This window comes from Mesorhizobium sp. M1273 (genome assembly GCF_040318195.1).
GTDB lineage: Bacteria > Pseudomonadota > Alphaproteobacteria > Rhizobiales > Rhizobiaceae > Mesorhizobium.
In genome coordinates this window covers 46,664-68,469 of record NZ_JAMYLV010000026.1, presented here as the reverse complement: position 1 = coordinate 68,469, position 21,806 = coordinate 46,664, and the positions used below count along the sequence as shown (strand labels likewise).

Annotated in this window: 22 protein-coding genes; 8 read left to right on the top strand and 14 right to left on the bottom strand. The window is 64.1% G+C overall.

What is annotated here, in order from left to right; genetic code table 11:
• Positions 1–8: 8 nt before the first annotated feature.
• Positions 9–824, bottom strand: a complete 816-nt coding sequence (locus tag NKH30_RS23770; protein ID WP_352541227.1) for a tetratricopeptide repeat protein — start codon at positions 822–824, stop codon at positions 9–11.
• On the bottom strand, positions 775–1,533 hold the full coding sequence (locus NKH30_RS23765) for a tetratricopeptide repeat protein (protein ID WP_352541226.1): 759 nt from the start codon (positions 1,531–1,533) through the stop codon (positions 775–777). Before NKH30_RS23765 ends, NKH30_RS23770 begins: the two co-directional genes overlap by 50 nt.
• 149 nt (positions 1,534–1,682) lie before the next feature.
• Between NKH30_RS23765 and NKH30_RS23760 the strand changes: the two genes are divergently transcribed.
• Positions 1,683–2,426: a 2OG-Fe(II) oxygenase gene (locus tag NKH30_RS23760; RefSeq protein ID WP_352541225.1), complete on the top strand. Its 744-nt coding sequence runs from the start codon at positions 1,683–1,685 to the stop codon at positions 2,424–2,426.
• A gap of 30 nt (positions 2,427–2,456) precedes the next feature.
• Here the strand turns inward: NKH30_RS23760 and NKH30_RS23755 are convergent, their stop codons facing one another.
• Positions 2,457–3,812, bottom strand: coding sequence for a sigma-54-dependent transcriptional regulator (locus NKH30_RS23755; protein WP_352541224.1), 1,356 nt, complete (start codon positions 3,810–3,812; stop codon positions 2,457–2,459).
• Positions 3,813–3,818: 6 nt separating this feature from the next.
• Complete coding sequence (locus NKH30_RS23750) at positions 3,819–5,678, bottom strand: sensor histidine kinase (RefSeq protein WP_352997318.1); 1,860 nt, start codon at positions 5,676–5,678, stop codon at positions 3,819–3,821.
• A gap of 238 nt (positions 5,679–5,916) precedes the next feature.
• On the opposite strand from NKH30_RS23750, the gene NKH30_RS23745 reads away from it, so the two are divergent.
• From NKH30_RS23745 to NKH30_RS23735, 3 genes are all read left to right on the top strand, one after another.
• Positions 5,917–7,248: a dicarboxylate/amino acid:cation symporter gene (locus tag NKH30_RS23745; protein WP_031211944.1), complete on the top strand. Its 1,332-nt coding sequence runs from the start codon at positions 5,917–5,919 to the stop codon at positions 7,246–7,248.
• A gap of 472 nt (positions 7,249–7,720) precedes the next feature.
• Complete coding sequence (locus tag NKH30_RS23740) at positions 7,721–8,788, top strand: glycosyltransferase family 2 protein (RefSeq protein ID WP_352997316.1); 1,068 nt, start codon at positions 7,721–7,723, stop codon at positions 8,786–8,788.
• A 115-nt stretch (positions 8,789–8,903) separates the two neighbouring features.
• Entirely contained in the window at positions 8,904–9,212 is a 309-nt protein-coding gene (locus tag NKH30_RS23735) for a HigA family addiction module antitoxin (protein ID WP_352997314.1), read from the top strand.
• 43 nt (positions 9,213–9,255) lie between these two features.
• Here NKH30_RS23735 and NKH30_RS23730 read toward each other — a convergent pair whose 3' ends face one another.
• The 6 genes from NKH30_RS23730 to NKH30_RS23705 form a co-directional block, all read right to left on the bottom strand.
• Positions 9,256–9,543, bottom strand: a complete 288-nt coding sequence (locus NKH30_RS23730) for a DUF982 domain-containing protein (RefSeq protein WP_352685247.1) — start codon at positions 9,541–9,543, stop codon at positions 9,256–9,258.
• A gap of 89 nt (positions 9,544–9,632) precedes the next feature.
• Entirely contained in the window at positions 9,633–10,439 is an 807-nt protein-coding gene (locus NKH30_RS23725) for an ABC transporter permease (protein ID WP_352997312.1), read from the bottom strand.
• Between the two features lie 4 nt (positions 10,440–10,443).
• Positions 10,444–11,277 carry an ABC transporter permease gene (locus NKH30_RS23720; protein ID WP_352473751.1) on the bottom strand — a complete coding sequence of 278 codons (834 nt, stop codon included), beginning with the start codon at positions 11,275–11,277 and terminating at the stop codon, positions 10,444–10,446.
• Between the two features lie 17 nt (positions 11,278–11,294).
• Positions 11,295–12,410 carry an ABC transporter substrate-binding protein gene (locus NKH30_RS23715; protein WP_023677269.1) on the bottom strand — a complete coding sequence of 372 codons (1,116 nt, stop codon included), beginning with the start codon at positions 12,408–12,410 and terminating at the stop codon, positions 11,295–11,297.
• A 67-nt stretch (positions 12,411–12,477) separates the two neighbouring features.
• Positions 12,478–13,572, bottom strand: a complete 1,095-nt coding sequence (locus NKH30_RS23710) for an ABC transporter ATP-binding protein (protein ID WP_352997310.1) — start codon at positions 13,570–13,572, stop codon at positions 12,478–12,480.
• 124 nt (positions 13,573–13,696) lie between these two features.
• Complete coding sequence (locus tag NKH30_RS23705) at positions 13,697–14,584, bottom strand: LysR substrate-binding domain-containing protein (RefSeq protein WP_023677271.1); 888 nt, start codon at positions 14,582–14,584, stop codon at positions 13,697–13,699.
• A 75-nt stretch (positions 14,585–14,659) separates the two neighbouring features.
• Between NKH30_RS23705 and NKH30_RS23700 the strand changes: the two genes are divergently transcribed.
• Entirely contained in the window at positions 14,660–16,252 is a 1,593-nt protein-coding gene (locus NKH30_RS23700) for a zinc-binding metallopeptidase family protein (RefSeq protein WP_352997329.1), read from the top strand.
• A gap of 33 nt (positions 16,253–16,285) precedes the next feature.
• On the top strand, positions 16,286–17,218 hold the full coding sequence (locus NKH30_RS23695) for a dimethylarginine dimethylaminohydrolase family protein (protein WP_352774340.1): 933 nt from the start codon (positions 16,286–16,288) through the stop codon (positions 17,216–17,218).
• Between the two features lie 80 nt (positions 17,219–17,298).
• Here the strand turns inward: NKH30_RS23695 and NKH30_RS23690 are convergent, their stop codons facing one another.
• Positions 17,299–18,306, bottom strand: coding sequence for an ornithine cyclodeaminase family protein (locus tag NKH30_RS23690; protein ID WP_352997308.1), 1,008 nt, complete (start codon positions 18,304–18,306; stop codon positions 17,299–17,301).
• Positions 18,307–18,461: 155 nt separating this feature from the next.
• On the opposite strand from NKH30_RS23690, the gene NKH30_RS23685 reads away from it, so the two are divergent.
• Positions 18,462–18,923: an Lrp/AsnC family transcriptional regulator gene (locus NKH30_RS23685; RefSeq protein WP_023677275.1), complete on the top strand. Its 462-nt coding sequence runs from the start codon at positions 18,462–18,464 to the stop codon at positions 18,921–18,923.
• A 69-nt stretch (positions 18,924–18,992) separates the two neighbouring features.
• Here NKH30_RS23685 and NKH30_RS23680 read toward each other — a convergent pair whose 3' ends face one another.
• Together NKH30_RS23680 and NKH30_RS23675 are read right to left on the bottom strand one after the other, a co-directional pair.
• Positions 18,993–19,376: a YybH family protein gene (locus NKH30_RS23680; RefSeq protein WP_023677276.1), complete on the bottom strand. Its 384-nt coding sequence runs from the start codon at positions 19,374–19,376 to the stop codon at positions 18,993–18,995.
• Positions 19,377–19,528: 152 nt separating this feature from the next.
• Positions 19,529–20,278: an SDR family NAD(P)-dependent oxidoreductase gene (locus NKH30_RS23675; protein ID WP_352541216.1), complete on the bottom strand. Its 750-nt coding sequence runs from the start codon at positions 20,276–20,278 to the stop codon at positions 19,529–19,531.
• A gap of 97 nt (positions 20,279–20,375) precedes the next feature.
• Here NKH30_RS23675 and NKH30_RS23670 point away from each other — a divergent pair, with 97 nt between their 5' ends.
• Positions 20,376–21,269 carry a LysR family transcriptional regulator gene (locus NKH30_RS23670; RefSeq protein ID WP_352541215.1) on the top strand — a complete coding sequence of 298 codons (894 nt, stop codon included), beginning with the start codon at positions 20,376–20,378 and terminating at the stop codon, positions 21,267–21,269.
• A gap of 81 nt (positions 21,270–21,350) precedes the next feature.
• On the opposite strand, the gene NKH30_RS23665 is transcribed toward NKH30_RS23670, so the two are convergent.
• Entirely contained in the window at positions 21,351–21,779 is a 429-nt protein-coding gene (locus NKH30_RS23665) for a VOC family protein (protein WP_352501275.1), read from the bottom strand.
• Positions 21,780–21,806 lie beyond the last annotated feature (27 nt).

The window sequence follows — 21,806 nt, the reverse complement described above, 5'->3', positions numbered from 1 at the left end:
GGGCAGAGTTACGGCGAAACACCCAACTCGCGTAATGCAGCGTTGGCGGCACGGTATTCGATAAAATTCTTTGGACAATGGCTGATGGTATGCCTGTAAAGCGATAGTGCCTGATCGCGTTGCCCTTTAGCGGCCGCCTTTTCAAAGTCAGCCTGCGCCTTCGCCAGCGAGCCGGAATAGAAATAAAGAACACCCCTGTTTGAGTAGCTGTACGGATAATTCGGATCGAGCAGGATCGCCTGGTCGAAGTCAGCAATGGCTCGACCGTCGTCTGCCTTTCCCATCCAGGCAATGCCGCGGTTGTGGTAAATTCTTGGATTTTTCGGATCGAGACCAATCGCCCGGTCGTATTCGGCGATGGCCCGATCGGACTCACCTCGCTTGTTCCAGAGAAAGCCTCGGTTGTCGTAGGCGATGGCAAGTGTTGGGTCGATATCGATTGCGCGACTGTAGTCCGCGAAGGCGCGAATATCGTTCCCCTTTGCCACCCAGGCCAAGCCACGATTATTATATGCGAGGGCTTGTTTCGGGTCGAGCTTGATTACCTGGTCGTAGTCGGCGATGGCGCGATCATTGTCTCGCTTGCTAGCCCAGGCGATACCTCGATTGAAGTACGCGTTGGGGTCTTTCGGATCGAGGCTGATTGCCTTGTCGTAGTCGGCGATGGCGCGGTCATTGTCGCTCTTGCCTGACCAGGCCACCCCTCTGTTGTACCAGATGCTCTCATCGTTCGGATCGAGGCTGATCACTTGGCTGTAGTCGGCGATGGCGCCGTCAAAATCGCCGGCCGTCAGCCGGTGCGTTGCCGCGCCGGTAGTAGGCATGCGCGTTTTTCGGATCGAGGCTGATCACCTTGTCATAGTCGGCCAGCGCGCGCTCCTCATCGCCCTTGCTGGTCAACGCATCGGCTCGATCGTTCAGGGAACCGGCGTCGTTCGGGTTGAGCCTGATGGCCCGGTCGAAGTCGGCTATCGCGCGGTCGTCGTCGCCTTTGCGTGACCAGATCAGCCCGCGATTGTGGTAATTTCTGCCGTCTCCCGGATTGAGGCTGATTGCCCTGTCATAGTCGGCCAAAGCCCGGTCGTTCTCGCCCTTGAAGGTCCAGGCGACGCCGCGGTTGTAGTAGGCATCGCCATATTTCGGGTCCAGGCTGATCGCCTTGTCCAGATCGGCGATGCCCTTGTCGTAGTCGCCCTTGAAGACCCAGCTGATGCCCCGGTTGTAGTAGCCGCTGGCGACGGTCGGTGCGATGCCGATGAACGCGCTGTAGTCGGCGATCGCGCGGTCATAGTCGCCTCGTTCCGTCAGGGCATTGCCGCGCTTGAAATAGGCAATACCGCGGTTTTCGAGGGGCTCTGTCGCATCCTCGATCATGCGCGTACAGGCGGCGATCCGCGTGCTTGCCTCGACCTCGTCGTCGCTGACGCAGTCGCTGCTGGCGGGCAAGGCCGGGAGCGCCGAGACCAGCATCGCGACGAGGCAAACGAGGAATTGCCGGACTGCCCCGTCCCTTTGTCGAACCCGTCCGCTCAATTCGCCCCCCCATCGCGGCAAGCCCCGCTGCATTGTATTCAACGAAATCCCCGAGACAATCGCTAACGAGTTACCCGGCAAGAAACGGGTGGTCCGCGCGCGCCGTTTCACCCATCTCAATGACAGAGAAGCTACAGGAGGCGAAAGCCATGACAATCCATTCGATAGGCGCGAAAGCGGCGGTCAAATCGGCTGAGGCGCGCGTTGCCGGATATGACTGGCGGACGCTGGCCGATGAGCTGAGCGGCTATGGTTGCGCGGTGATGGAAAAGCTGCTGACGCCGCAGGAGTGCCGGCATATCGCCGGACTTTATCCGGACGAGAGCCATTTCCGCAGCCATGTCCACATGGCGCGGCATGGCTTCGGCAAGGGCGAGTACCGCTATTTCCGCTATCCCTTGCCCGATCTGATCGGCGGCTTGCGCACCGCGCTCTATCCGCGCCTGGCCGCGGTCGCCAACGACTGGAACGAGCGCATAGGTATCGCCCAGCGCTATCCCGACGAACACGCCGCGTTCCTCAGGCAATGCCACGAGCAGGGCCAGACGCGGCCGACGCCGCTCCTGCTGCAATACGTTCCCGGCGACTTCAACTGCCTGCATCAGGATCTCTACGGCGATCTGGCGTTCCCGCTGCAGGTGGCGATCCTGTTGTCCGAACCCGGCAAGGATTTCACCGGTGGCGAGTTCGTGCTGACCGAGCAGCGTCCGCGCATGCAAAGCCGCGCCGAAGTGGTGCCGCTGCGCCGGGGCGATGCAGTCGCCTTCGCGGTCCACAATCGACCGGTCCAGGGCACACGAGGCAATTACCGGGTCAATCTCAGGCACGGCGTCAGCCGGCTCCGTTCCGGCATGCGCCACACCGTCGGCATCATCTTCCACGACGCCAAGTAACCGGGCCGCCCGGTCAAGCCCTGGCGACGATTACCTCGAAAAATCGCTGCGCACGATGCCGTGGCGCTGGAGCTTGTCGTAGAAAGTCTTGCGCGGAATCCCCAGCGCCTCGATCGTGCGCCTGACGTCGCCCTCGTTGCGGCCAAGCGTCTCGCGGATGATGTCGGCCTCGTAGCGCTCCAGCCGCTCCGGCAGCTTCATGGCGGTGTTCGATTGGGTCGGGGCAGGGGGTTGTGCTTCGGCGCCTTCCTCCAACCCAAGCACGAACCGCTCGGCGAAATGCGCCAGTTCGCGCACATTGCCCGGCCAGCCATGGTCGCTCAGATGGCGATGCACCGAAGCCGGCACTGCCGGCACCTGGCGGTGGAAACGGGCGGCGGCGCGCTCGGCGAAATAGAAGAACAGCAGGGCGACATCGTCGCGGCGTTCGCGCAGCGGCGGGATCGAGATCGTCACCACGTTGAGCCGATAATAGAGATCCTCGCGGAAAGCGCCGCGCTGGCGCGGATCACCGAGATCGACCTTGGCGGCGGCGACGACGCGCAGATCCACCGGCCGCACCTCGTTGGTGCCGAGCGGGGTGACCTCGCGCATTTCCAGCACGCGCAGCATCTGCACCTGTGTCGAGACCGGCATGCTTTCGATCTCGTCGAGGAACAGCGTGCCGCCGCTGGCGTGCTCGATGCGGCCGATCCGTTTCTTCTGAGCGCCGGTGAAGGCGCCGGCCTCATGGCCGAACAATTCGCTTTCGATGACGGTCTCCGGCAGCGTGCCGCAATTCAGCGCGACGAAATTGCCCTTGGCGCGGCGGCTCCAGCGATGCAGAAGGCTTGCCACCACCTCCTTGCCGGAGCCGGTCTCGCCGGTCACCAGCACATCGACGTCGGTGTCGGCGATCTGGCGTAGTGTGCGGCGCAGCCTGTCCATCGCCGGCGTCTGGCCGATCAGCGGCAGGCCGTCCTGCGCCTCTCCGGCCCCCTCGCGCAAGGCCCGGTTCTCCATCACCAGGCGGCGCTTTTCCGCTGCGCGGCGCACGCTCTGTACCAGCCGGTCGGCGGCGAAAGGCTTGGTGATGAAGTCGTAGGCGCCGTCCTTGATCGCCTTGACGGCCATGGCGATGTCGCCATGTCCGGTGACGAGGATGACGGGAATGTCGGTATCCAGCCGCAGGATGCGGTTGAAAAGCTGCAAGCCGTCGATCTGAGGCATGCGGATATCCGACACCACGACGCCGGTAAAACCGGCGTCGAGCCCGGCCAGCGCCTCGGCCGCCACCGCAAAGGCCGAGACCGAGAAGCCGGCAAGCTCCAGCGTCTGCACGGTGGCCTTGAGGAGATCGCGGTCGTCGTCGATCAGGATCACCGGCGCGGCATTGTCGTTCGTCATGATGGCTTACGCTGCTGTCTGGAGATGAATGGTGAAGCGGGTGCCGCTGTCGTCGCTCGAAACTTCGATGCGGCCGCCATAATCGGCGACGATGTCCTTCGAGATGACGAGGCCAAGGCCAAGGCCTTTTTCCTTGGAGGTGTTGAACGGCGTGAACAGCGATTTGAGGATCGCGGGTGGAATGCCGGGTCCGTTATCGGACACGCCGACCGTCACGCCGTCCGCGGTCTCGTCGACCGACACCTGCACATGAGCGTCGTCGCGGCCGTCGAGTGCTTCGAGCGCGTTCTGGAAGAGGTTGATCAGCACCTGTTCGAGCCGCACCCGATTGCCCATGACCTTGAGGCTCGGCGGCGGCAGGTCGATGGCCAATGCGTCGAGCCGGCCGGCAAAGCGGCTTCTCAACAGCATGACGGCGCCTTCGATGACACCACGTAATTCGACAGGCTCGGCGGCGGTGCGGCCCTTGCGGGCAAATGCCTTCAACTCCTCGGTGATTGAGCCGATGCGTTCGGTAAGGGCTGCGATAGCGCCGAGGTTTTCCTCGGCCGGCCCGGTCTGCTTGCGGTCGAGGAAGGTGCGGGCATTGTCGGCATAGGCGCGTATGGTGGCGACCGGCTGGTTGATTTCATGGGCGACACCGGCCGCGACCTGGCCGAGGATGGCGAGGCGGTTGGCCTGGACCAGATCCTGCTGCACGATTTGGAGCTTGGCTTCCGTGCTGCGGTGGCCTGTTATCTCGGCCTGCAACCGGTCTCGGGCGCGGCTCAAATCCTCGGTCCGTTCGACGACGCGGCGTTCGAGTTCGGTGCGGGCCGCCTGTTCGGCGGCAATCCGCATCTGCGCCGACTGCCGGCGCCACAACAGATACGCGGCAAGGCCGAGCAGCGGGACGACGACGCCGAGCGCAAGAAGCCGCATTTCGCGGACCGCGGCGGCGATCGGCGCTTCGACTGGGATCAGATAGTCGAGCCGCCAGGGGGTCGAAGGGATCGGTGTTGAAAGGCTGAGATACTCCGTGTCGCTGGCGCCGGGCGTCATCGCGTGGACGATCGACACATCCGGGCTGAGCGCCTGCGCGTGCATGATCGGCAACGGCACAAGCGGCGCGTCGCCGAACTGTTGGCTGTCGCGGATCGCGGCTTGCTTAGGTGCGGCCAGCGGTGCGGTTGTCATGAAACGCCAGGACGGCACGCTGGTGATCAGCACGACGCCATTCTCGTCGCTGACATAAGCCGGGCGATTCGCCTCGCGCCAGTCGGCTTCGAGCTGGTCGAACTCCATCTTGACGACGACGACGCCGAGCGGTGCGGCTGCATCGCCGACGCGGCGCGAAATGTAGAGGCCGGGACGCTTGCTGACATTGCCGAGCGCAAAATACTCGGCGGTTCCGGCCTGCATCGCGCCGGAGAAATAATCGCGGAAACGGTAGTCGTTGCCGACGAAGCTGATCGGCTCGCGCCAGTTGCTGGAGGCGATCGCCAGTCCATCGGTGCCGACGACATAGAGCACCGACGCCTTGGTGCCCGAGACCAGCCCCTCGAGCTTGCGGTTCAGCACATCGATTGCCGCGGCATTTTTCTGCGACAGCGCGTCACGCACTTGCTGGTCTGCGGACAAAAGCAGCGGCAGGGCGCGCGGACTTTCGAGCACGGCGCGCAGCAGCGCGACCTTCAGGTTGGCGTCGGTATGCCCCTGCGCCGCCAGGGTCCCGACCTCGGCGGTGCGGCCGTAAAGGCCGGCGCCGTAGAGCGCTGCCGTGACGATCAGCAGGGCGACGGCCGCAAACAGCAGCCAGGCTCGGCGCGCCCGCCTGGCGAGTTGCTCGGGCGTCGAAGACAAGGCACCGGCGGGGCGTTGCAGCATCGCCCATTTGTGCATGAACTCGCACAAAACACAATTCGACCTATGCGGAGAGTCGCACTTGACCATGCGTCCGGCAGTGCGGACGTTTGCGAATGCTCAATAAAATCAATGCTGAAGCACTCTTCTGCGTATCTGGCACGACTGTTGCAAACACGAATTCAGCAGTCGCGAGGCTGCTGGTCTCAAAACAACTGCCCCGGGGAGTCGAGCTTTCGATCGGGGCGCCATGGAGGACGTCATGCAGACAGCAATCGCTGCCGCCGAGCCGCGCGGCAAACTTCCCTTATACCGGCATCTTTATGTGCAGGTGCTGGCGGCGATCGCCGCCGGCGTGCTGCTCGGCCATTTCTATCCCGAAACCGGCGAGGCGATGAAGCCGTTCGGCGACGCCTTCATCAAGCTGGTGAAGATGGTGATCGCGCCGGTGATCTTCCTGACCGTGGCGACCGGTATCGCCGGCGTTTCCGACCTGCAGAAGGTCGGCCGCGTCGCCGGCAAGGCGATGATCTATTTCCTGGTGTTCTCGACGCTGGCGCTGGTCGTCGGCCTGGTCGTCTCCAATGTCGTCCAGCCCGGCGCCGGCATGCACATCAATCCAGCGACGCTCGATACCGCCAAGGTGGCGGCCTATGCCGAGAAGGCGCACGACACTACCATCGTCGGCTTCCTGATGAACATCATCCCCGACACCATCACCGGCGCCTTCGCGCAGGGCGACATCCTGCAGGTGCTGTTCTTCTCGGTGCTGTTCGGTGTCGCCCTGGCGCTGGTCGGCGATCGCGGCCGTCCGGTCGTCGATTTCCTGCAGGCGCTGACCACGCCGATCTTCCGCCTCGTCGCCATCCTGATGAAGGCCGCGCCGATCGGCGCGTTTGGCGCCATGGCCTTCACCATCGGCAAATACGGCATCGGCTCGATCGCCAACCTCGCCATGCTGATCGGCACGTTCTACCTGACCGCGCTGCTGTTCGTGCTGGTGGTGCTCGGCGCGGTTGCCCGCTACAACGGCTTCTCGATCCTGGCGCTGATCCGCTACATCAAGGAAGAGCTGCTGCTGGTGCTCGGCACCTCGTCCTCGGAAGCGGCATTGCCGGGCCTCATGGCCAAGATGGAGCGCGCCGGCTGCAACCGCTCGGTGGTCGGTCTGGTCATCCCGACCGGCTATTCCTTCAACCTCGACGGCACCAACATCTACATGACGCTGGCAGCGCTGTTCATCGCGCAGGCGACCGACACGCCACTCACCTACGGCGACCAGATCCTGCTGCTCGCTGTCGCCATGCTGAGCTCCAAGGGTGCCGCCGGCATCACCGGCGCCGGCTTCATCACGCTGGCGGCAACGCTTTCAGTCGTCCCCACCGTGCCGGTCGCCGGCATGGCGCTGATCCTCGGTGTCGACCGCTTCATGTCGGAATGCCGGGCGCTGACCAATTTCATCGGCAATGCGGTGGCGACAGTGGTGGTGGCACGCTGGGAGGGAGAACTCGACCAGACGAAGTTTGCCGCCGCCATGGCCGGCGACTTGCCGGAGGAAGTCGACCTGTCGCTGCCGGGTTTGCAGGCCGCCTGACCGTCCAGGCCACATGACCACAAGGCCCCGGAGGCGGTTCGCCGGCTTCGGGGCAACAGCGGCGGCGGTCGCGGCATGCCGCCTGAAACGCAACCTGAAGTGGCGCTATTTTCGACGCGGGGCTTGTTCCAGCCGCATTTGCAGGCCAGTATCCGCCGTGCCTTCATGGCACCGTCCGCTTCGCTCCCGACCTGATCGCGAGGCGAGACATTTCCGTCGGGCTCGGTTTGCAACATCATCCTTGCCGAACCGTCGGAGCTTTTGCTGCCGCCGACCCTGACCATGGCAGCAGCCTCGAAGGCAATGGCGGCCTCAGTACGAAGTCGCAAAGCGAAACGTGACCCGTCTCCTCGTGGGAAGCGCGGGCTTTCTCCCAGGGAACTCGTTGCGCGCCAAGAGGGGCGCTTGAAGAGGGGGGCGGGCCCATGAGCGGGCCTTTGCCGAACCAAAGCAAGATGCGAGGTCAAACGCGATGCAGTCTGTCCAAAACAGGATTCCGGTATCCATCATCATCCCGAATTACAACTACGCGCGGTTCCTCAAACGCAGCATCGACAGCGCTCTCGAGCAGGACTACGCGGATGTCGAGGTCATCGTCGTCGACGATGCATCGCAGGACAATTCCACGACAATCATGGAATCTTATCGCGACGAGATCCTCGCATGCCCGCGAGCGCAAAATGGCGGACACGCGGCGGCATTCAACACCGGCTTCGCTGCGAGCTCGGGCAAGATCGTCCTGTTCCTCGACGCCGACGATTATCTCTATCCAACCGCCGTCTCCACCATTGTCGAAACCTGGGACGATGCAACCGCCCAGGTCCAGTCCAGACTGCATATCGTCGACGAAGGGCAACGCATCAAGGATGTCTTTCCGCCGCCCGAACTGGCTTTCGACAGCGGCGACGTCATGCCGAAACTCCTGCACAAGGGCCGCTATCAGACGACCGTGACCAGCGGGCTGGCCTTTGACCGCGCAACGCTCGAATCGATCATGCCGATACCGGAGCCGGAGTTCCGCCAGGGCGCCGACGGCTATCTGGCAACGCTGGCGCCGATGTACGGGCATGTCCAATCGATCGACGAATGCCTCGGCGCCTACCGGATCCATGGCGCCAACCATTCAGTCTTCGGTGAAAAGCTCGCCGAGCGGGCACGCTGGCGGGTAACTCACGATTTCCGCCGCATGCAGGCGCTGTCTGACCAGGCCTCCGGGATCGGCCTGACCATCGTGCCGTCGGATGCTGTCCGCCACGATCCGGTCCACCTGGAAGAGCGGCTGGCGTCGCTTTGCGCGGACAGCGGCCGACATCCCGTGGCCGACGATTCCCGGCTGGCGCTCGGGGCGGCCGGCGCCGTCGCCAGCCTCGAAATGACCGCATCCCTGCGGCGGCGTGCAATCCTTGCCGCCTGGTTCCTGTCGGTCGGGGTGTTGCCGCGGAAAATGGCGACCGCGGTGCTGTCGTGGAAGCTTGATGCGTCGTCGAGGCCGGCATTTTTGAGCCGCCTGTCCAAGACCATCCGCCACGCCATGGGATAGTGGGTGGCGCTGTGCCACAACTCCGCCAGGTTTTCGGGAGGTCTGGCAACCCGGGTAGATTTCGAACAATATCATTATGGGTACGTGGCGCCCCAAGCGAAAGGACAACCAGCCCATGACCTCTTATGAGCCGATGCGTCCGATGGAGCGCTGCCCATCCCACCCTGGAGCGCTGCTTGACGACATTATCCCGGCAACCGGAAAGACCAAGGTGGAGATCGCCAATCTGCTCGGAATCTCGCGCCAGCAGCTTTATGACATCATCCGCGAAAAGAGGCCGGTGTCGCCGGCTGTCGCTGCCCGTCTTGGAAAGATGTTCGGCGACGGCGCCGCGATCTGGCTCAGGATGCAGGCCGCCTATGATGCGTGGCACGCGGAACGCGAGGTTGACGTCAGCGCCATTCCAAGGCTGCATGCTGCCTGAGATGCAATAGATCGGCCGAACCACCGAGGCTCTCACAAATCGATCACGGTCCTGCCTGCCTGGACCGGTTCTCCGGTTCGACGGCGCGCTCGACCAGGACATGCGCCGCCCGCGCGGCCTCGACGAACGCGTCCCTGGCGGCTTCGGTCCAGCGATCGTCGCTCATGGCGCGGCGGCATGTGCGCAGTGCCAAGCCGTGTTTGGCGCTGCCGGCGTCACGCCAGTGGGCTTCCAGCAACTCGACAGCCTGACGTGCGTTGGAAATGTTGCGGATATCTCCGACGATGCCGACCGCAACCGCAACCGGCTTGGAAAACCATCCTTGGGTCATGGCGGAGCCTTCGACGTGTTGAACCATCTATAACGAAAATCGTAGCGCAAGGTTTCATTTGCGCCAGTCACCACGGCGTGAGGCGGCCCTCACTGCGCCGCGCGCAGCCTGACCACGACGCTGCGCGCCACAAGCACCAGCACGGTGATGACGATCAGGATCACCGAGAGTGCGGCGATCGCCGGGTCGATGTTGTCGCGCAGGCCCATCCACATCAAGCGCGGCAGCGTGATGGCGTTGACCGAGGTGATAAACAGGGTGACGCCGATCTCCTCCCAGGACAGCACGAAAGACAACAACGCCGCGGTGACGATGCCGAACTTGATGTTGGGCATGATGATGCGGGTGGCGCGCTCCCACACGGTGGCGCCGAGACCGCGGGCGGCGAGGTCGATGCGGCGGTCGAGCTGGCTGAGCGACACCAGGATCAGCACCGTGGCGAAGGGCACCGTCATCACCGCATGCGCCATGACGACACCCAGCCAGGTGTCATAGCCGAAGAACGACGAGAACCCGGAGATCGAGGTCAGCAGGAAGTAGAGCGTGATTGCCGAGACCACCGGCGGCACCACCATCGGCAGCAGCACGAAACCGACCAATGCTGCCGTGAAGCGCGGCTGGAACATCCAGATGCCGAGGCTGAAGCAGAGCGCCAGCACGGTGGAAAAGGCGCTGCTGACGATGCCGATCCTGATCGAGAGCAGGATCGAACTGATCCAGCGCGGATCCTCGATCAGCGCCCGGTAATGGCGCAGCGACAATTCGCCCGACGGCATCGCCAGCATGCGGCTCGGCGTCAGCGATACCGGGATGACGGCGAGCAGCGGCAGCAGCAGGAACAGCGCGACGAGGGCGGCGAGGACCAGCGAGACGGGACCGGGGCGGTAGGTCGGCATCGCGCTACACCAGTTGCTTGGGTCTGATATAGCGGAACAGCAGCGCCATCAGCGCGCCGACAAACAGCACCAGCACGACACTGATTGCGGCGCCCAGGCCCCAGTCCGGGCTCTGGAAGATGCGAAGGTAGATCAGCTCGGCGATCATCACGCTGCGGCCGCCGCCGAGGATCGCCGGCGTGACGAAGAAGCCGAGCGAAAAGACGAAGACGATCAGCGCCGAGCCGATGATGCCGGAGCTGGTCATCGGCACGAATACCGACCAAAAGGTGCGCATACGGCTGGAGCCGAGGCCGCGCGCCGCCAGCAGCACACGGTCGTCGAGGCTGCGCATCGATGAGGCCAGCGGAAACACGGCGAAGGGAATGAGGAAATGCGTCATGCCGACGATAACGCCGAACTCGTTGCGCACCAGCGCCAGCGGCTCTGAGATGAAGCCGACCGCCTGCAGCCAGGTGTTGATCAGGCCGCGATTGGACAAAAGCGCCACCCAGCCGAAGGCGCGCGTCAGCACCGAGATCCAGAACGGCACCAGGATGCAGAACTCGGCCACGACGCGCTGCACCGGCGTGCCGCGTACCCAGACAACGGTGATGGCGTAGGCGGCGACAACCGAAACGATCGTCACGATCGCGGCGATACGCAGCGTGCGGATGAAGACCGACTGCACCAACTGATCCGTGAGCAGCGCATTGTACTGCCCCAGCCCCGGCGTGGGCAGGGTGAAGCTCCATTTAACCACGCCAAGGAATGGCCAGGCATAGGCCAGCACAAGAAAGAGGAGCAGCGGCGCCATCAACAGCGCCGCGCCCATCCTGTCGGAGAGGTATGCTCTCATCCGGTTATCCCGGCTTGTCAGGCGGAGATGATCTTCGTGTATTCGTCGAGTGCCGCCCCGTAGTTCTTGGCGTACCAATCCATGTCGAGCGGGATCTGCTTCTTCATGTTCTCGGGATCGACCGGATTGATGCGCCTCTTGTCGGCGGGTATCAGCGCATCGGTGGCCGGGTTGGCCGGACCCTGACCGAGCTTTTCGAACATGATGAGTTCCTTCTCCGGGTCCTGGGTGCTGGCGATGAACTTCATCGCCGCGTCCTTGCCGCCAGGATTGCCCTTGAGCACGGCGAGCGCGCCGGGCGAGATCAGGCCCTGGTCCCAGATGAACTTGATCTTGCCGCCGGAATCCTGCTCGATGAGCGAAGCCCGGGTCGACCAGACGATCGCCATCGAGGCCTCGCCATTGAGCAGCACGCTCTGGCTTTCGGCGCCGCCACCCCAATAGGCGACGACGTTTTCCTTGAAGGCGGCGATCTTGTCATGCGCGCGCTTGAGGTCGAGCGGGTAGAGCGATGCCGGTGCGATGCCGTCGGCGAGCAGTGCCGCTTCCCAGCTCGACACGCCCCATTTGTAGAGCGAGCGCTTGCCGGGGAATTTTGCCACGTCGAAGAAGTCGGCCATGCCGGTTGGTGCCTGGCTGCCGTATTTCTCGGCATCATAGGCGATGACATAGGAGAAGAAATAGGTCGAGGCGGCGTATTCCCAGCCGAAGCCCGGCCGCATCTTCTTCTTGTCGACGACCGCATAATCGATCGGCTCGAGCATGCCTTGGGCGCCGAGCGTGATGGCCGAGAACGGATCGACGTCGACCAGGTCCCAGGTCGGGGCGCCGCTCTTGAACTGCGCCGCGATCGCGCCTTCGGTCGGGCCGGAGCCGTCCATTTTAACGACAATGCCGGTTTCCTTGGTGAAGGCCTGGCCGTAAGCCGCGTCATAGGCGGTAATGGCGTCGCCGCCCCAGTTGACGAGCACCAGTTCCTTAGCCGCGGCAAAGGCGCCGGTCGAGCGCAGCAGCATCGGCGTGCCGGCCAGCACCAGTGCGGCCAGCTGCGTAAACTGCCGGCGCGAGATCTCGCCGCGCACTGCCCTGGCGGATAGCGCCTCGATGGAATTTTTCTTGGTTTGGTTTGTCATGTCAGTTCCCCTTTTTTGTCGTTGATATTTCCTGAAAGTCAGCTTGGCGAATTCGCCGCGCCGATCGTCATTGTCCTCCGTTCGGAAGGAGGAAGCCTTTCTCCGCCGGCCAGGTCAGCCAGACGGAATTGCCCTTGCTGAGCGCGGAAGCGGCGACCTCGTTCGGCACAGAGATCGTCACCTTGGCGCCTTGCCGCGTCGTCAGATCGAGCCGCGTCGCAGCGCCGAGATAGGTCGAGGCGACGGCAGTCGCGGCAATGCCGTTCTTGCCTGTCGCGGCTTCGCGGGCGATCGACATGTATTCGGGCCGGATCGCCAGGATGGCGTCGCCCCGGACCTTCTCGGCCTTGCAGCGCATGCTGATCGCGCGGTCTTCGCAGAGGCCCGTCGAGCCATTGTTGGCCGGGCGTACGCCCTTCAGCGGCAGCATGTTGATCTCGCCCAGGAACTCGGCGACGAAGCGGTTGTCCGGCCGGTCGTAGACCTCGTCCGGCGCGCCGACCTGCAGCAATTTGCCGTGGTTGAAGATGGCGACGCGAGATGACAACGCCAGCGCCTCGCTCTGGTCATGGGTGACGAAGACGAAGGTGGTGCCGGTCTCCTGGTGCAACCGCTTCATCTCGGCCTGCATCTGGCCGCGCAGGCCCTTGTCGAGTGCTGAAAACGGCTCATCGAGCAAAAGTACGCCCGGCTCGAACACCAGCGCCCGCGCCAGTGCGACCCGCTGCTGCTGGCCACCGGACAATTGCGACGGCAGTTTCTTTTCGTGGCCCTTGAGCCCGACGCGCTCGATCATTTCGCCGACGCGGCGTTTGATCTCGGCCGCCGGTTTCTTTCGCACCTTGAGCGGAAAGGCGATGTTGGCCTCGACGCTCATATGCGGGAACAGCGCATAGCCCTGGAACACCATGCCGGCGGCACGCTGCTCGGCCGGCCGCTCGGTGATGTCGACGCCGTCGCTGTAAAGGCGACCGTCGGTCGGCTGAATGAAGCCGGCAAGGATCATCAGGAAGGTGGTCTTGCCGGAACCGGAGGGGCCGAGCAGGGTGAGGAACTCGCCACGGCCGATATCGAGCGTCAGATCGTCCAGCGCACGGAACGAGCCGAAGCTCTTGCCGATCCCGATTGCCTTGATCTCTGCGGCCCGGCCGGGTTGCTGCATCCTGCCCTTTCCTTAGCGTAGCCGAAATCGTAGGCAGGGCGGCGGCTCACCGCAACCGAATAGTTTTCGCCTGATCGGCAAATTTGATTCATCTATGCGCCAATCTCCCCCTCGAGGGGGGAGATTAACGCTGGTTCTCCGACAGCTTCGACCGCAGCCACCGCCCAAACGCCTCCAGCACCGGATGCGCCGCCTTGGCGTGCTCGGAAACCAGAAAATACGAGCGCGGTGAATTGATCGCTATGTCGAAGGGGCGGACCAGCCGGCCTTCGCTCAGTGCCCGGCCGCTGGTCAGCTCGTCGCCCATGGCGATGCCCTGGCCGGCGATCGCCGCCGAAAAGACCAGGTTCATGTCGGAAAAGAAGATGCCGCCTTCCGGGTCGGGGTTCTCGACCTTGGACAGCGCCAGCCAGCGCGCCCAGTCCTCGGTATCGCCGAGATGCAGGAGATTGGCGCGCAGCACGTCGGCCGGCTTGGAGAAGCCGCCGATCTTGTTGAGCAGCGTCGGGCTGCACAGCGGCGTAAAGGAGATCCCGCACAACAGCTCGACCGCGCGGTTCGGCCAATTGCCGACGCCGAAGGCGATGAAGGCATCGGCCTCGGCATTGCTCACGTCGTCGAGACGGCGCGGCGTCAGGATGCGCAGCGCGACATCGGGGTACATCTGCCGGAACTCGCCGATATGGGTGCACAGGAACAGCGAGGCGAAACCCGGCGTACAACTGACGCTGAACGAGCCGCCGATGCCGGTGCCGGCATGGCGTGTCACCGCGTCGCCCAGCACCGTCAGCGCCTTGCGCACGTCGCTGGCATAGCGCTGGCCGCGCGGCGTCAGCGCCACGCCCTTGCCAATGCGCTCGAGCAGGTCGAAGCCGAGATCGCGTTCGAGCAGGCGAAGCTGATGGCTGACTGCGCTGCGGGTCAGATGCAGTTCGTCGGCGGCGCGCCAGACGCTGCCGTGGCGGGCAAAACTGTCGAGGGCGCGCAGCGCCTGCGTCGAGGGAATTCTCAAGAGGTGAACCGAATTTGCATGAGTCGGGAAAACATATCACTTTTTGGCGGGGCGCTTCACTGCTTTCTTTCCGCCATGGAGAAACCGGTGACCTCCGCGCAAGCGACCGCACTTGCCTTTCTGGACGACATCCAGCCGTCGCTATCGGCGTGGACGCGGGCGATCTTCGATTTCGGCGAGACCGCCTGGCGCGAATACCAGTCGGCCGCCTGGTATGTCGAGCATCTGAAGCACGAAGGCTTTTCCGTCGAGGAAGGTTCTGGCGGCATGCCGACCGCCTTCTGCGCCCACTGGACCAATGGCACGGGGCCGACCATCGGCCTGTATGCCGAGTATGATGCAGTGCCCGGCAATTGCCAGGATGCGGCGACGGTGAAGCGACCGCGCCCGGGCCTCGGCGAACAGGCTGGCGGCCACACCGATCCGCATTCCGGCCTCGGCATTGCCAGCCTCGGCGGGCTGCTGGCGACCAAGGCGGCGATGCAGCGCCACGGCATATCAGGCACGCTGCGCTTCACCGGCGAGCCGGCGGAGAAGGTGCGCGGGTCGAAGCCGATCCATGCCGCGAAGGGCTATTACGATGGGCTGGCGGGCATGGTCTCCTTCCATCCTTTTTATGTGCTGCCGCTCTGCAATACCGCGCGCTGGGATACGCATTGCGGTGCGGCCTATGCGATGATCTACCGCTTTGTGTGCGACGAGCCGGAACATTGGGCGAGGGCGGCAGGCGGCGCAGCACCCATCCCGCAGGCGCATTCGGCAGTCAGGGCGCCCGGCGCCAACGACGCGCTCATGATGATGTACATGGCGTCCAAGGCGCTGCGCGATTCCATGCTGCCGCACCAGGGTGGCTGGTCGATCAGCGAGGCGATCCTGACGGCGGGCCAGGCGACCGCCGACAATCTGCCGGCCGGGCTGGCCGAGATCCAGTACATGATCCGCGTGCCGACGCTTGCGATGGCCGAGCAGGTCACCGCCGTGCTCGACCGCAATGCGGAAGCCGCAGCCAGGATGAGCGGCTGCCGCCATGAGCGGCACTGGGTGTCGAAGTCGCGGCCGGGGCTTGCCAACCACGCAATGGCCGGCATTGCCTTCGACGCGCTGGCGGCGGTCGGGCCGCCGTGCTGGGACAAGACGGCCAAGGCGATCGCCCGCGAAATCCAGGTCAATGCCGGCGGCGAAGCGACCGAGGAACCATTCATCGACGAACTGGAGCGGCTGATTGCACCACAGGATGCCGAGGCGATCCTGCGCCGTGACTTGCCGCCATCGCAGCTGAATTCGACCTCCGACGATTACACCGACATGTCGTGGCAGACGCCGACGGCGCGGTTCTACGTCGCCCGGCCGGCGCTGCGATCCGAGAACGGCCACGCGTTTCCGTCCTGGGCGATGAATGCGCTGGGCGGCATTTCTGCCACCATCGACCCAATGGTCATCTGCGCCGCAAAGACGGTCGCGCTGGCAGCACTTCGCCTGTTGGAAGACGATGCCGCGCGCAACGCGGCGATGGATGAATTCGTCGCCCGCACCGGCGGCGGCATCGGCGGCTCGAACTGGATCGCGCCGCTCTGCGACTACGATCCGCCCATCGGATTTCGCTGGCCGGAATACATCACCACCCCGCGCGGACGGGATTGGTGGATACCAGGCAACCAAGCCGCATGATCAACCAAGCCGCCCTTCACGAGGAGAAACCCCATGACCGTCCATGACCGCATCGTCGCCGAGGCGTTTTCGCTGCAGCACCGCAACCCGGCCGGCGGAACCAAGCCGCTGACCGCCTGGGGCTTCGCCAACGAGACCGACGTGCTGACCGACGTGCTGCTCGGCTCGCCGAATTTCCTGCGCCATCTCTCGACCAGCTCGCTGTCGCGCAAGCATCTGCGCGAAGCGCCATGCAACGTCCAGATCGCGCAGGCGCAGCACAAGGACTTGGTCGCCGCCTATGAGCATTTCGGTGTCAACATCCACTGGCACGAGCCGACGCCGGAGTTGCCGATGCAGGTCTACTCGCGCGATTCCAGCGTCATGACGCCGTACGGCGCCATCATCACCGCCATGTCGCAATGGTGGCGGCGCGGCGAGAACTACGCGGCGATCCGCACCTATGAGAAGCTCGGCATCCCGATCTACGACATGGTCACCGCGGGCACGTTCGAGGGCGGCGACTTCAACGTCATCGAGGACGGCGTCGTGCTGATCGGCTGCGGTGGCGCCCGCACGCAGGAGGAGGGCGCGCGCCAGGTCCAGGCCTGGTTCGACAAGGAGGGCTGGGAGACCCGCATCGCCTTCATCGACGAGTATTACGTCCATATCGACCTGATGGTGGTGCCGATCGCCGAAAAGCTGACCGCCGTCTGCCTTGCCTGTACAGAGCCCGGCATCGTCGACTGGCTGAAGGGCAAGGGCCACGAGATCATCGACGTGCCGTTCCAGGATACTATGGCGCTCGGCTGCAACTTCATGTCGCTGGGCAAGGACAGGGTAATCGCCCCGACCTCGAGCCAGACGCTGATCGGCCAGCTCAAGGCGCGCGGCTTCGAGGTGGCGGCCATCGACATGAGCGAGATCTCGAAGACCGGCGGCGGCATTCACTGCATGGCGCAGGCGCTGAAGCGCGAGCCGGCCTGAGGGGCCGGCCTTTAGCCCGGCCGCTTGCGCGAAAGCGCCATTTTCAGCACCGTCGATCCCGCCTGGCGTGCGGCGCGCGCCTACAGCACGATGAGCTTTCCCTTGCGCAGACGCCGGGCGCAACGATAGACGAGGTCGGCAGCGACCATGTCTTCCATCGCAATGCCCATCGCCTTGTAGGTGGTGATCTGTTGATCCGAAACGCGGCCCGGCGCGCGGTCGAGCAGCATGGCGCCAAGCTCGGTGCCGAAATCCGGGTCGAAGCCGGCAAGCTCGCAAGATCCGACCGGGGTCGGTTTGAATGCATCCTTGGTTTCGACAAAAAGACTGGATCTGCCGATGAGCGCGATCGGCATTTCACCGCCGGGCGGCGCCACCCCGACCGAGGAGACATGCGTGCCCGGCTGGACCCAGCCTGCGTCGATCACCGGCTGGTAGGAGTGGGTCGCCAGGCACACCACGTCGGAACTGCGCACTGCCGTCTCGAGATCGGCGACCGCCACCACCGACGGATGCAGCCGGGCTAGCGCTGCCGCATCGTCGAAGCTCTTCGAAGCGACACGGATTTCGGCAAAGTCGCGCACCAAGGGCAACAGATGCAGGTGCTGGTTGGCCTGCACGCCGGCGCCGACCACGGTCGCTATCCTGGCGTCCCTGCGGGCAAGCGTGCGCACCGACAGCACGGCGGAGCCGGAGGTCCGCACCGCGGTTATGAAGGTGCCGTCCATGATACACACCGGCAGGCCGGACAGCGGATCAAACAGGGTGATGGTGGCGAGGTGGCTGGGCAGGTTCTTGGCCAGGTTGCCTTCGAAGACGTTGACGATCTTGACGGTCAGGTTCATGCCCTCCATCCAGGCCGGCATGGCGAGGCTGTAGCCGGCCCCGGGGACGTCGAGCTGTGGTCGGGGTGGATTGACGACCTTGCCTTGTGACAGCGCCTTGAAGCCGTCTTCCAGAACATCGAGAAGCTGACTGAGGTCGATGCATTCCATCACGTCGGTTTCGCTCAGCACCAGGATCTCGGTCGCTCCCTTGCTGATTTCTGCCGCACTCTTGCCGGCTGGGCTGAACGCTTCCTTGGTCATCCTGCACTCCTGTGTTCGAAATCGGCTCACCACGTTTGCTTTCAGCGGTGAGGGAAGCGCAGGCTATTGCGAGGTTTTATGTTATGAAATACGTTGATTTCGGCGTCTCTGCGTGAAATCAACACGCAAATCCCTTAGATAGCGTGGATTGTGAAATGAGCGACCTCGACCAGATAGACCGCAGCCTGCTCCGGTTGCTGCAGGAAGACGGCCGTCGGACGACGCTTGATCTTGCCGGGCGCGTCGGGTTGTCGCCGACCGGAACCAGCCAGCGGGTTAAGCGCCTGTTCCGCGACGGGTTCATCACCGCGGTCAGGGCCATGCTCGATCCGCGCAAGGTCGGCCGGGGAACGCTGGTGTTCATCGAGGTCCGGCTTGACCACACGGCGCCTCATGTCTTTGACCGCTTCGCCGAAGCCGTGGCGAAAGCTCCGGAGGTTCTGGAGTGCCATATGGTGGTTGGCGGTTTCGATTATCTGGTCAAGGCGCGGATCGCCGATATGGCGGTGTTCCAGGATTTCCTGCAGCGGGTCATCCTGCCGCTGCCCGGCGTGCGCGAAACGCACACGTTCGCCTCCATCGCCGATGTCAAGCCGAACGCCCTCTTGCCGGTGTGATCAGGTGGAGGGAATCAGAGCGACCTGCATCGCATCTTGGCCCAGGTGCAGAGATGCCGGAGACCGGCTCTAGCCTTGCTGGGTCAGCAGGTTTGCGTCGCGTGCGAGCCGCCACTCACCATCCGCCTCCTTGCGCAGGAGCGTCAGCGCATATCCCGATCGATGGACCGGCTCGCCATTCGGCGGGGTCGCGGTCATATTGATGCGGCTGCGGATGAAGGCCCAATTGCCGAGAAGCTGTAGTTCCACGATATCGCTCGTGCCGTCGATATGAACGCCGGCCGTCTCCCGCGCGGCTGCCGCGAAGATCTCCTTGTCGAAGGGTTCCCGGCCGGGAACCATGAAGATTGCGTCGTCCGTCATCAAGCTGAGGACGGTCGCGATGTCTCCACGCTTGCTCGCATCCATCCACGTCTCGACCAGCTTTCGGATTGCTTTTTCGTCGCCCGTCATTCGTTACCTCCCTGGCATCTCGCCGTCATCGATGGCGCACGGCGCTCCTCCCTCGCTGCTACATAGGGCTTAGGTCGCTCTCGTCATCGATTGCAGTGCGTCGCGCCGCGGGTAGCACGGTCAGCGAGCCGGCAGGTTCGCGCCCTCCATGCCTATCGCCAGCCACCGGAGGCGGTGATGCGCTCGCCGGTCAGCCAGGACGCTTCGTCGGAGGCGAGGAACACCGCGACGCGGGCGACATCGTCGGGCAGGCCGAAGCGACCGAGCGGCGTCTTGGCTACAATCTGCTTCTCGAATTCGCTGCCGACGATGCCGATGCGCGCGAGGCCCTCGGTATCGATGCCGCCGGGCGCGATGGCGTTGACGCGGATGTTGCGTGCGCCGAGCTCCCGCGACATCGACAGCGTGATCGTGTCCACCGCACCTTTGGTCGCGGCGTAGACGAGCGAGTTCGGCTGCGGATTGCGGCTGGCGACCGAGCTTATGTTGATGATGCTGCCGCCGCCCGCGCCAAAATGCTTCACTGCTGCTTGCGTGGTCAGAATGATGCCCAACACATTGGTGTCGAACTCGCGGTGAAACTCGCCCTCGGTCACCGCTTCCAGCGGCTCGAATGCGAAGACTCCGGCATTGTTGACCAGTATGTCGAGCCCGCCAAACTCCAATTTCGCCGCCTCGAACAGGCGGCGCACATCAGCCGCTTGCGACACGTCGCCCTGGACGGCGACGGCGCGGCCGCCACGGTCCTCGATCTCGGCGACAACGCGGTCAGCGCCTTCCCGTGACGAGGCGTAGTTGACGACCACTGCGGCGCCGGCCGTGGCAAGACTCTTGGCGATGGCGGCGCCGATACCCTTGGAGGCGCCGGTGACGATGGCGACCTTGCCGTTCAGCTTGCTCATCAAATCTCTCCTTTGTTGACGATGAGCGGTATTTAATCATGATCGAAACGCGTATTATGGTGCCCACAATCCGTTCTTTCGTTCCTGGAATTCCGGAATGACCACCATCCTCGAAAAGACCGCCGGTCTCGTCGCCTTCGTCCGAACCGTCGATGCCGGCTCTTTCCATGCCGCCAGCCGGCTGGTCGGCTCCAGCCCGTCGGCGGTGTCGAAAAGCGTGGCGCGGCTCGAGCGCCGGCTCGGCGTCAGGCTGATCCAGCGCTCGACGCGCCGGCTCGGGCTGACCAGCGAAGGCCTCGCCTATTACGAGCGCGTGGCGCCACTGCTAAGGGCGCTGGACGATGCCGAAGACATCGTCCAGATGGCCGATACGGCGCGCGGCCTGCTGCGCGTTACAGCGCCGGTCGAACTCGGTCGCGGCCTGATCGCGGCATGGGCGCAAGCGTTCCTTGCGCAGCATGGCGAAGTGAAGGTCGAGCTCAGCGTCACCGACCGTCACGCCGATCTGATCCGCGAAGGCTATGATGTTGCCGTGCGCATGGGGGCGCTGTCGGACACGGGGCTGGTTGCCCGCAAGATCGCCAATCTGCCGATCGTGCTGGTGGCCTCACCGGCCTATGTCGAGCGGCGCGGCCGCCCGGCATCGGTCGAGGACCTACAGAATCATGATTTCGTCCGCCACCAGATGGCCGGCCGGCCTTATCCGGTCACGTTTGCCGACGGTACGATGATCGTGCCGGATGGCCGGTTAGACACCGACGACGGCGGCGCCATCCGCAATGCAGCACTTGCCGGTGCCGGCATCGCGCATCTCATGCAGTTTGCGGTGCAGGACGATCTCGACACGGGCCGCCTGGTCCGCATGCTGCCCGAGGTGGCGATGCGGACCATGCCGGTGCACATCGTCCATGCCTACGGGCGGCAGCTACCGGTCCGGGCGCGGCTGTTCGTCGACTTCCTGGTGGGCCAAATGGCGGCACTGACGCGATAGGGCAGACGCGGTCTGACGCAAGCACCCAGCTTTTGGCAGAGACCAACCGTGCCGGCCGGTGCGAACCACCCTTACCCGAAGCTAGAACGTGATCTTCACTGAATCGGCGCTGCGGTTGGCCGCGCCGTGGTGGACGGCCTCGATGTTGTTGCCGTCGGGGTCGAGCAGGAAGGCGGCGTAATAGCCGGGATGGTAGGATCGTTCGCCGGGCGCGCCATTGTCGGTGCCGCCGCCGTCGAGACCGGCCCTGTAGAATGCGTCGACCATGGCGCGGTCATTTGCCTGGAAGGCCAGGTGGTGGCGGCCGGTCAGCTTTCCCAGGGCCGCCGGGCTGTCGGGGCTGGAGATGAACAGCTCGTCGGCCCAGAAATAATCATTGCCGGCGCCACCGATCGGTATGCCGAGCACGTTGAGAACCGCCTCGTAGAAACGGCGGCTGGCCTTGAGATCCCTGACCACCAGCTGGAGGTGGTCGATGAGACGGCCGCGATGAAGTTCCTGATTTGCCATGCTTGACAGCTCCTGATCGCCGGTTGG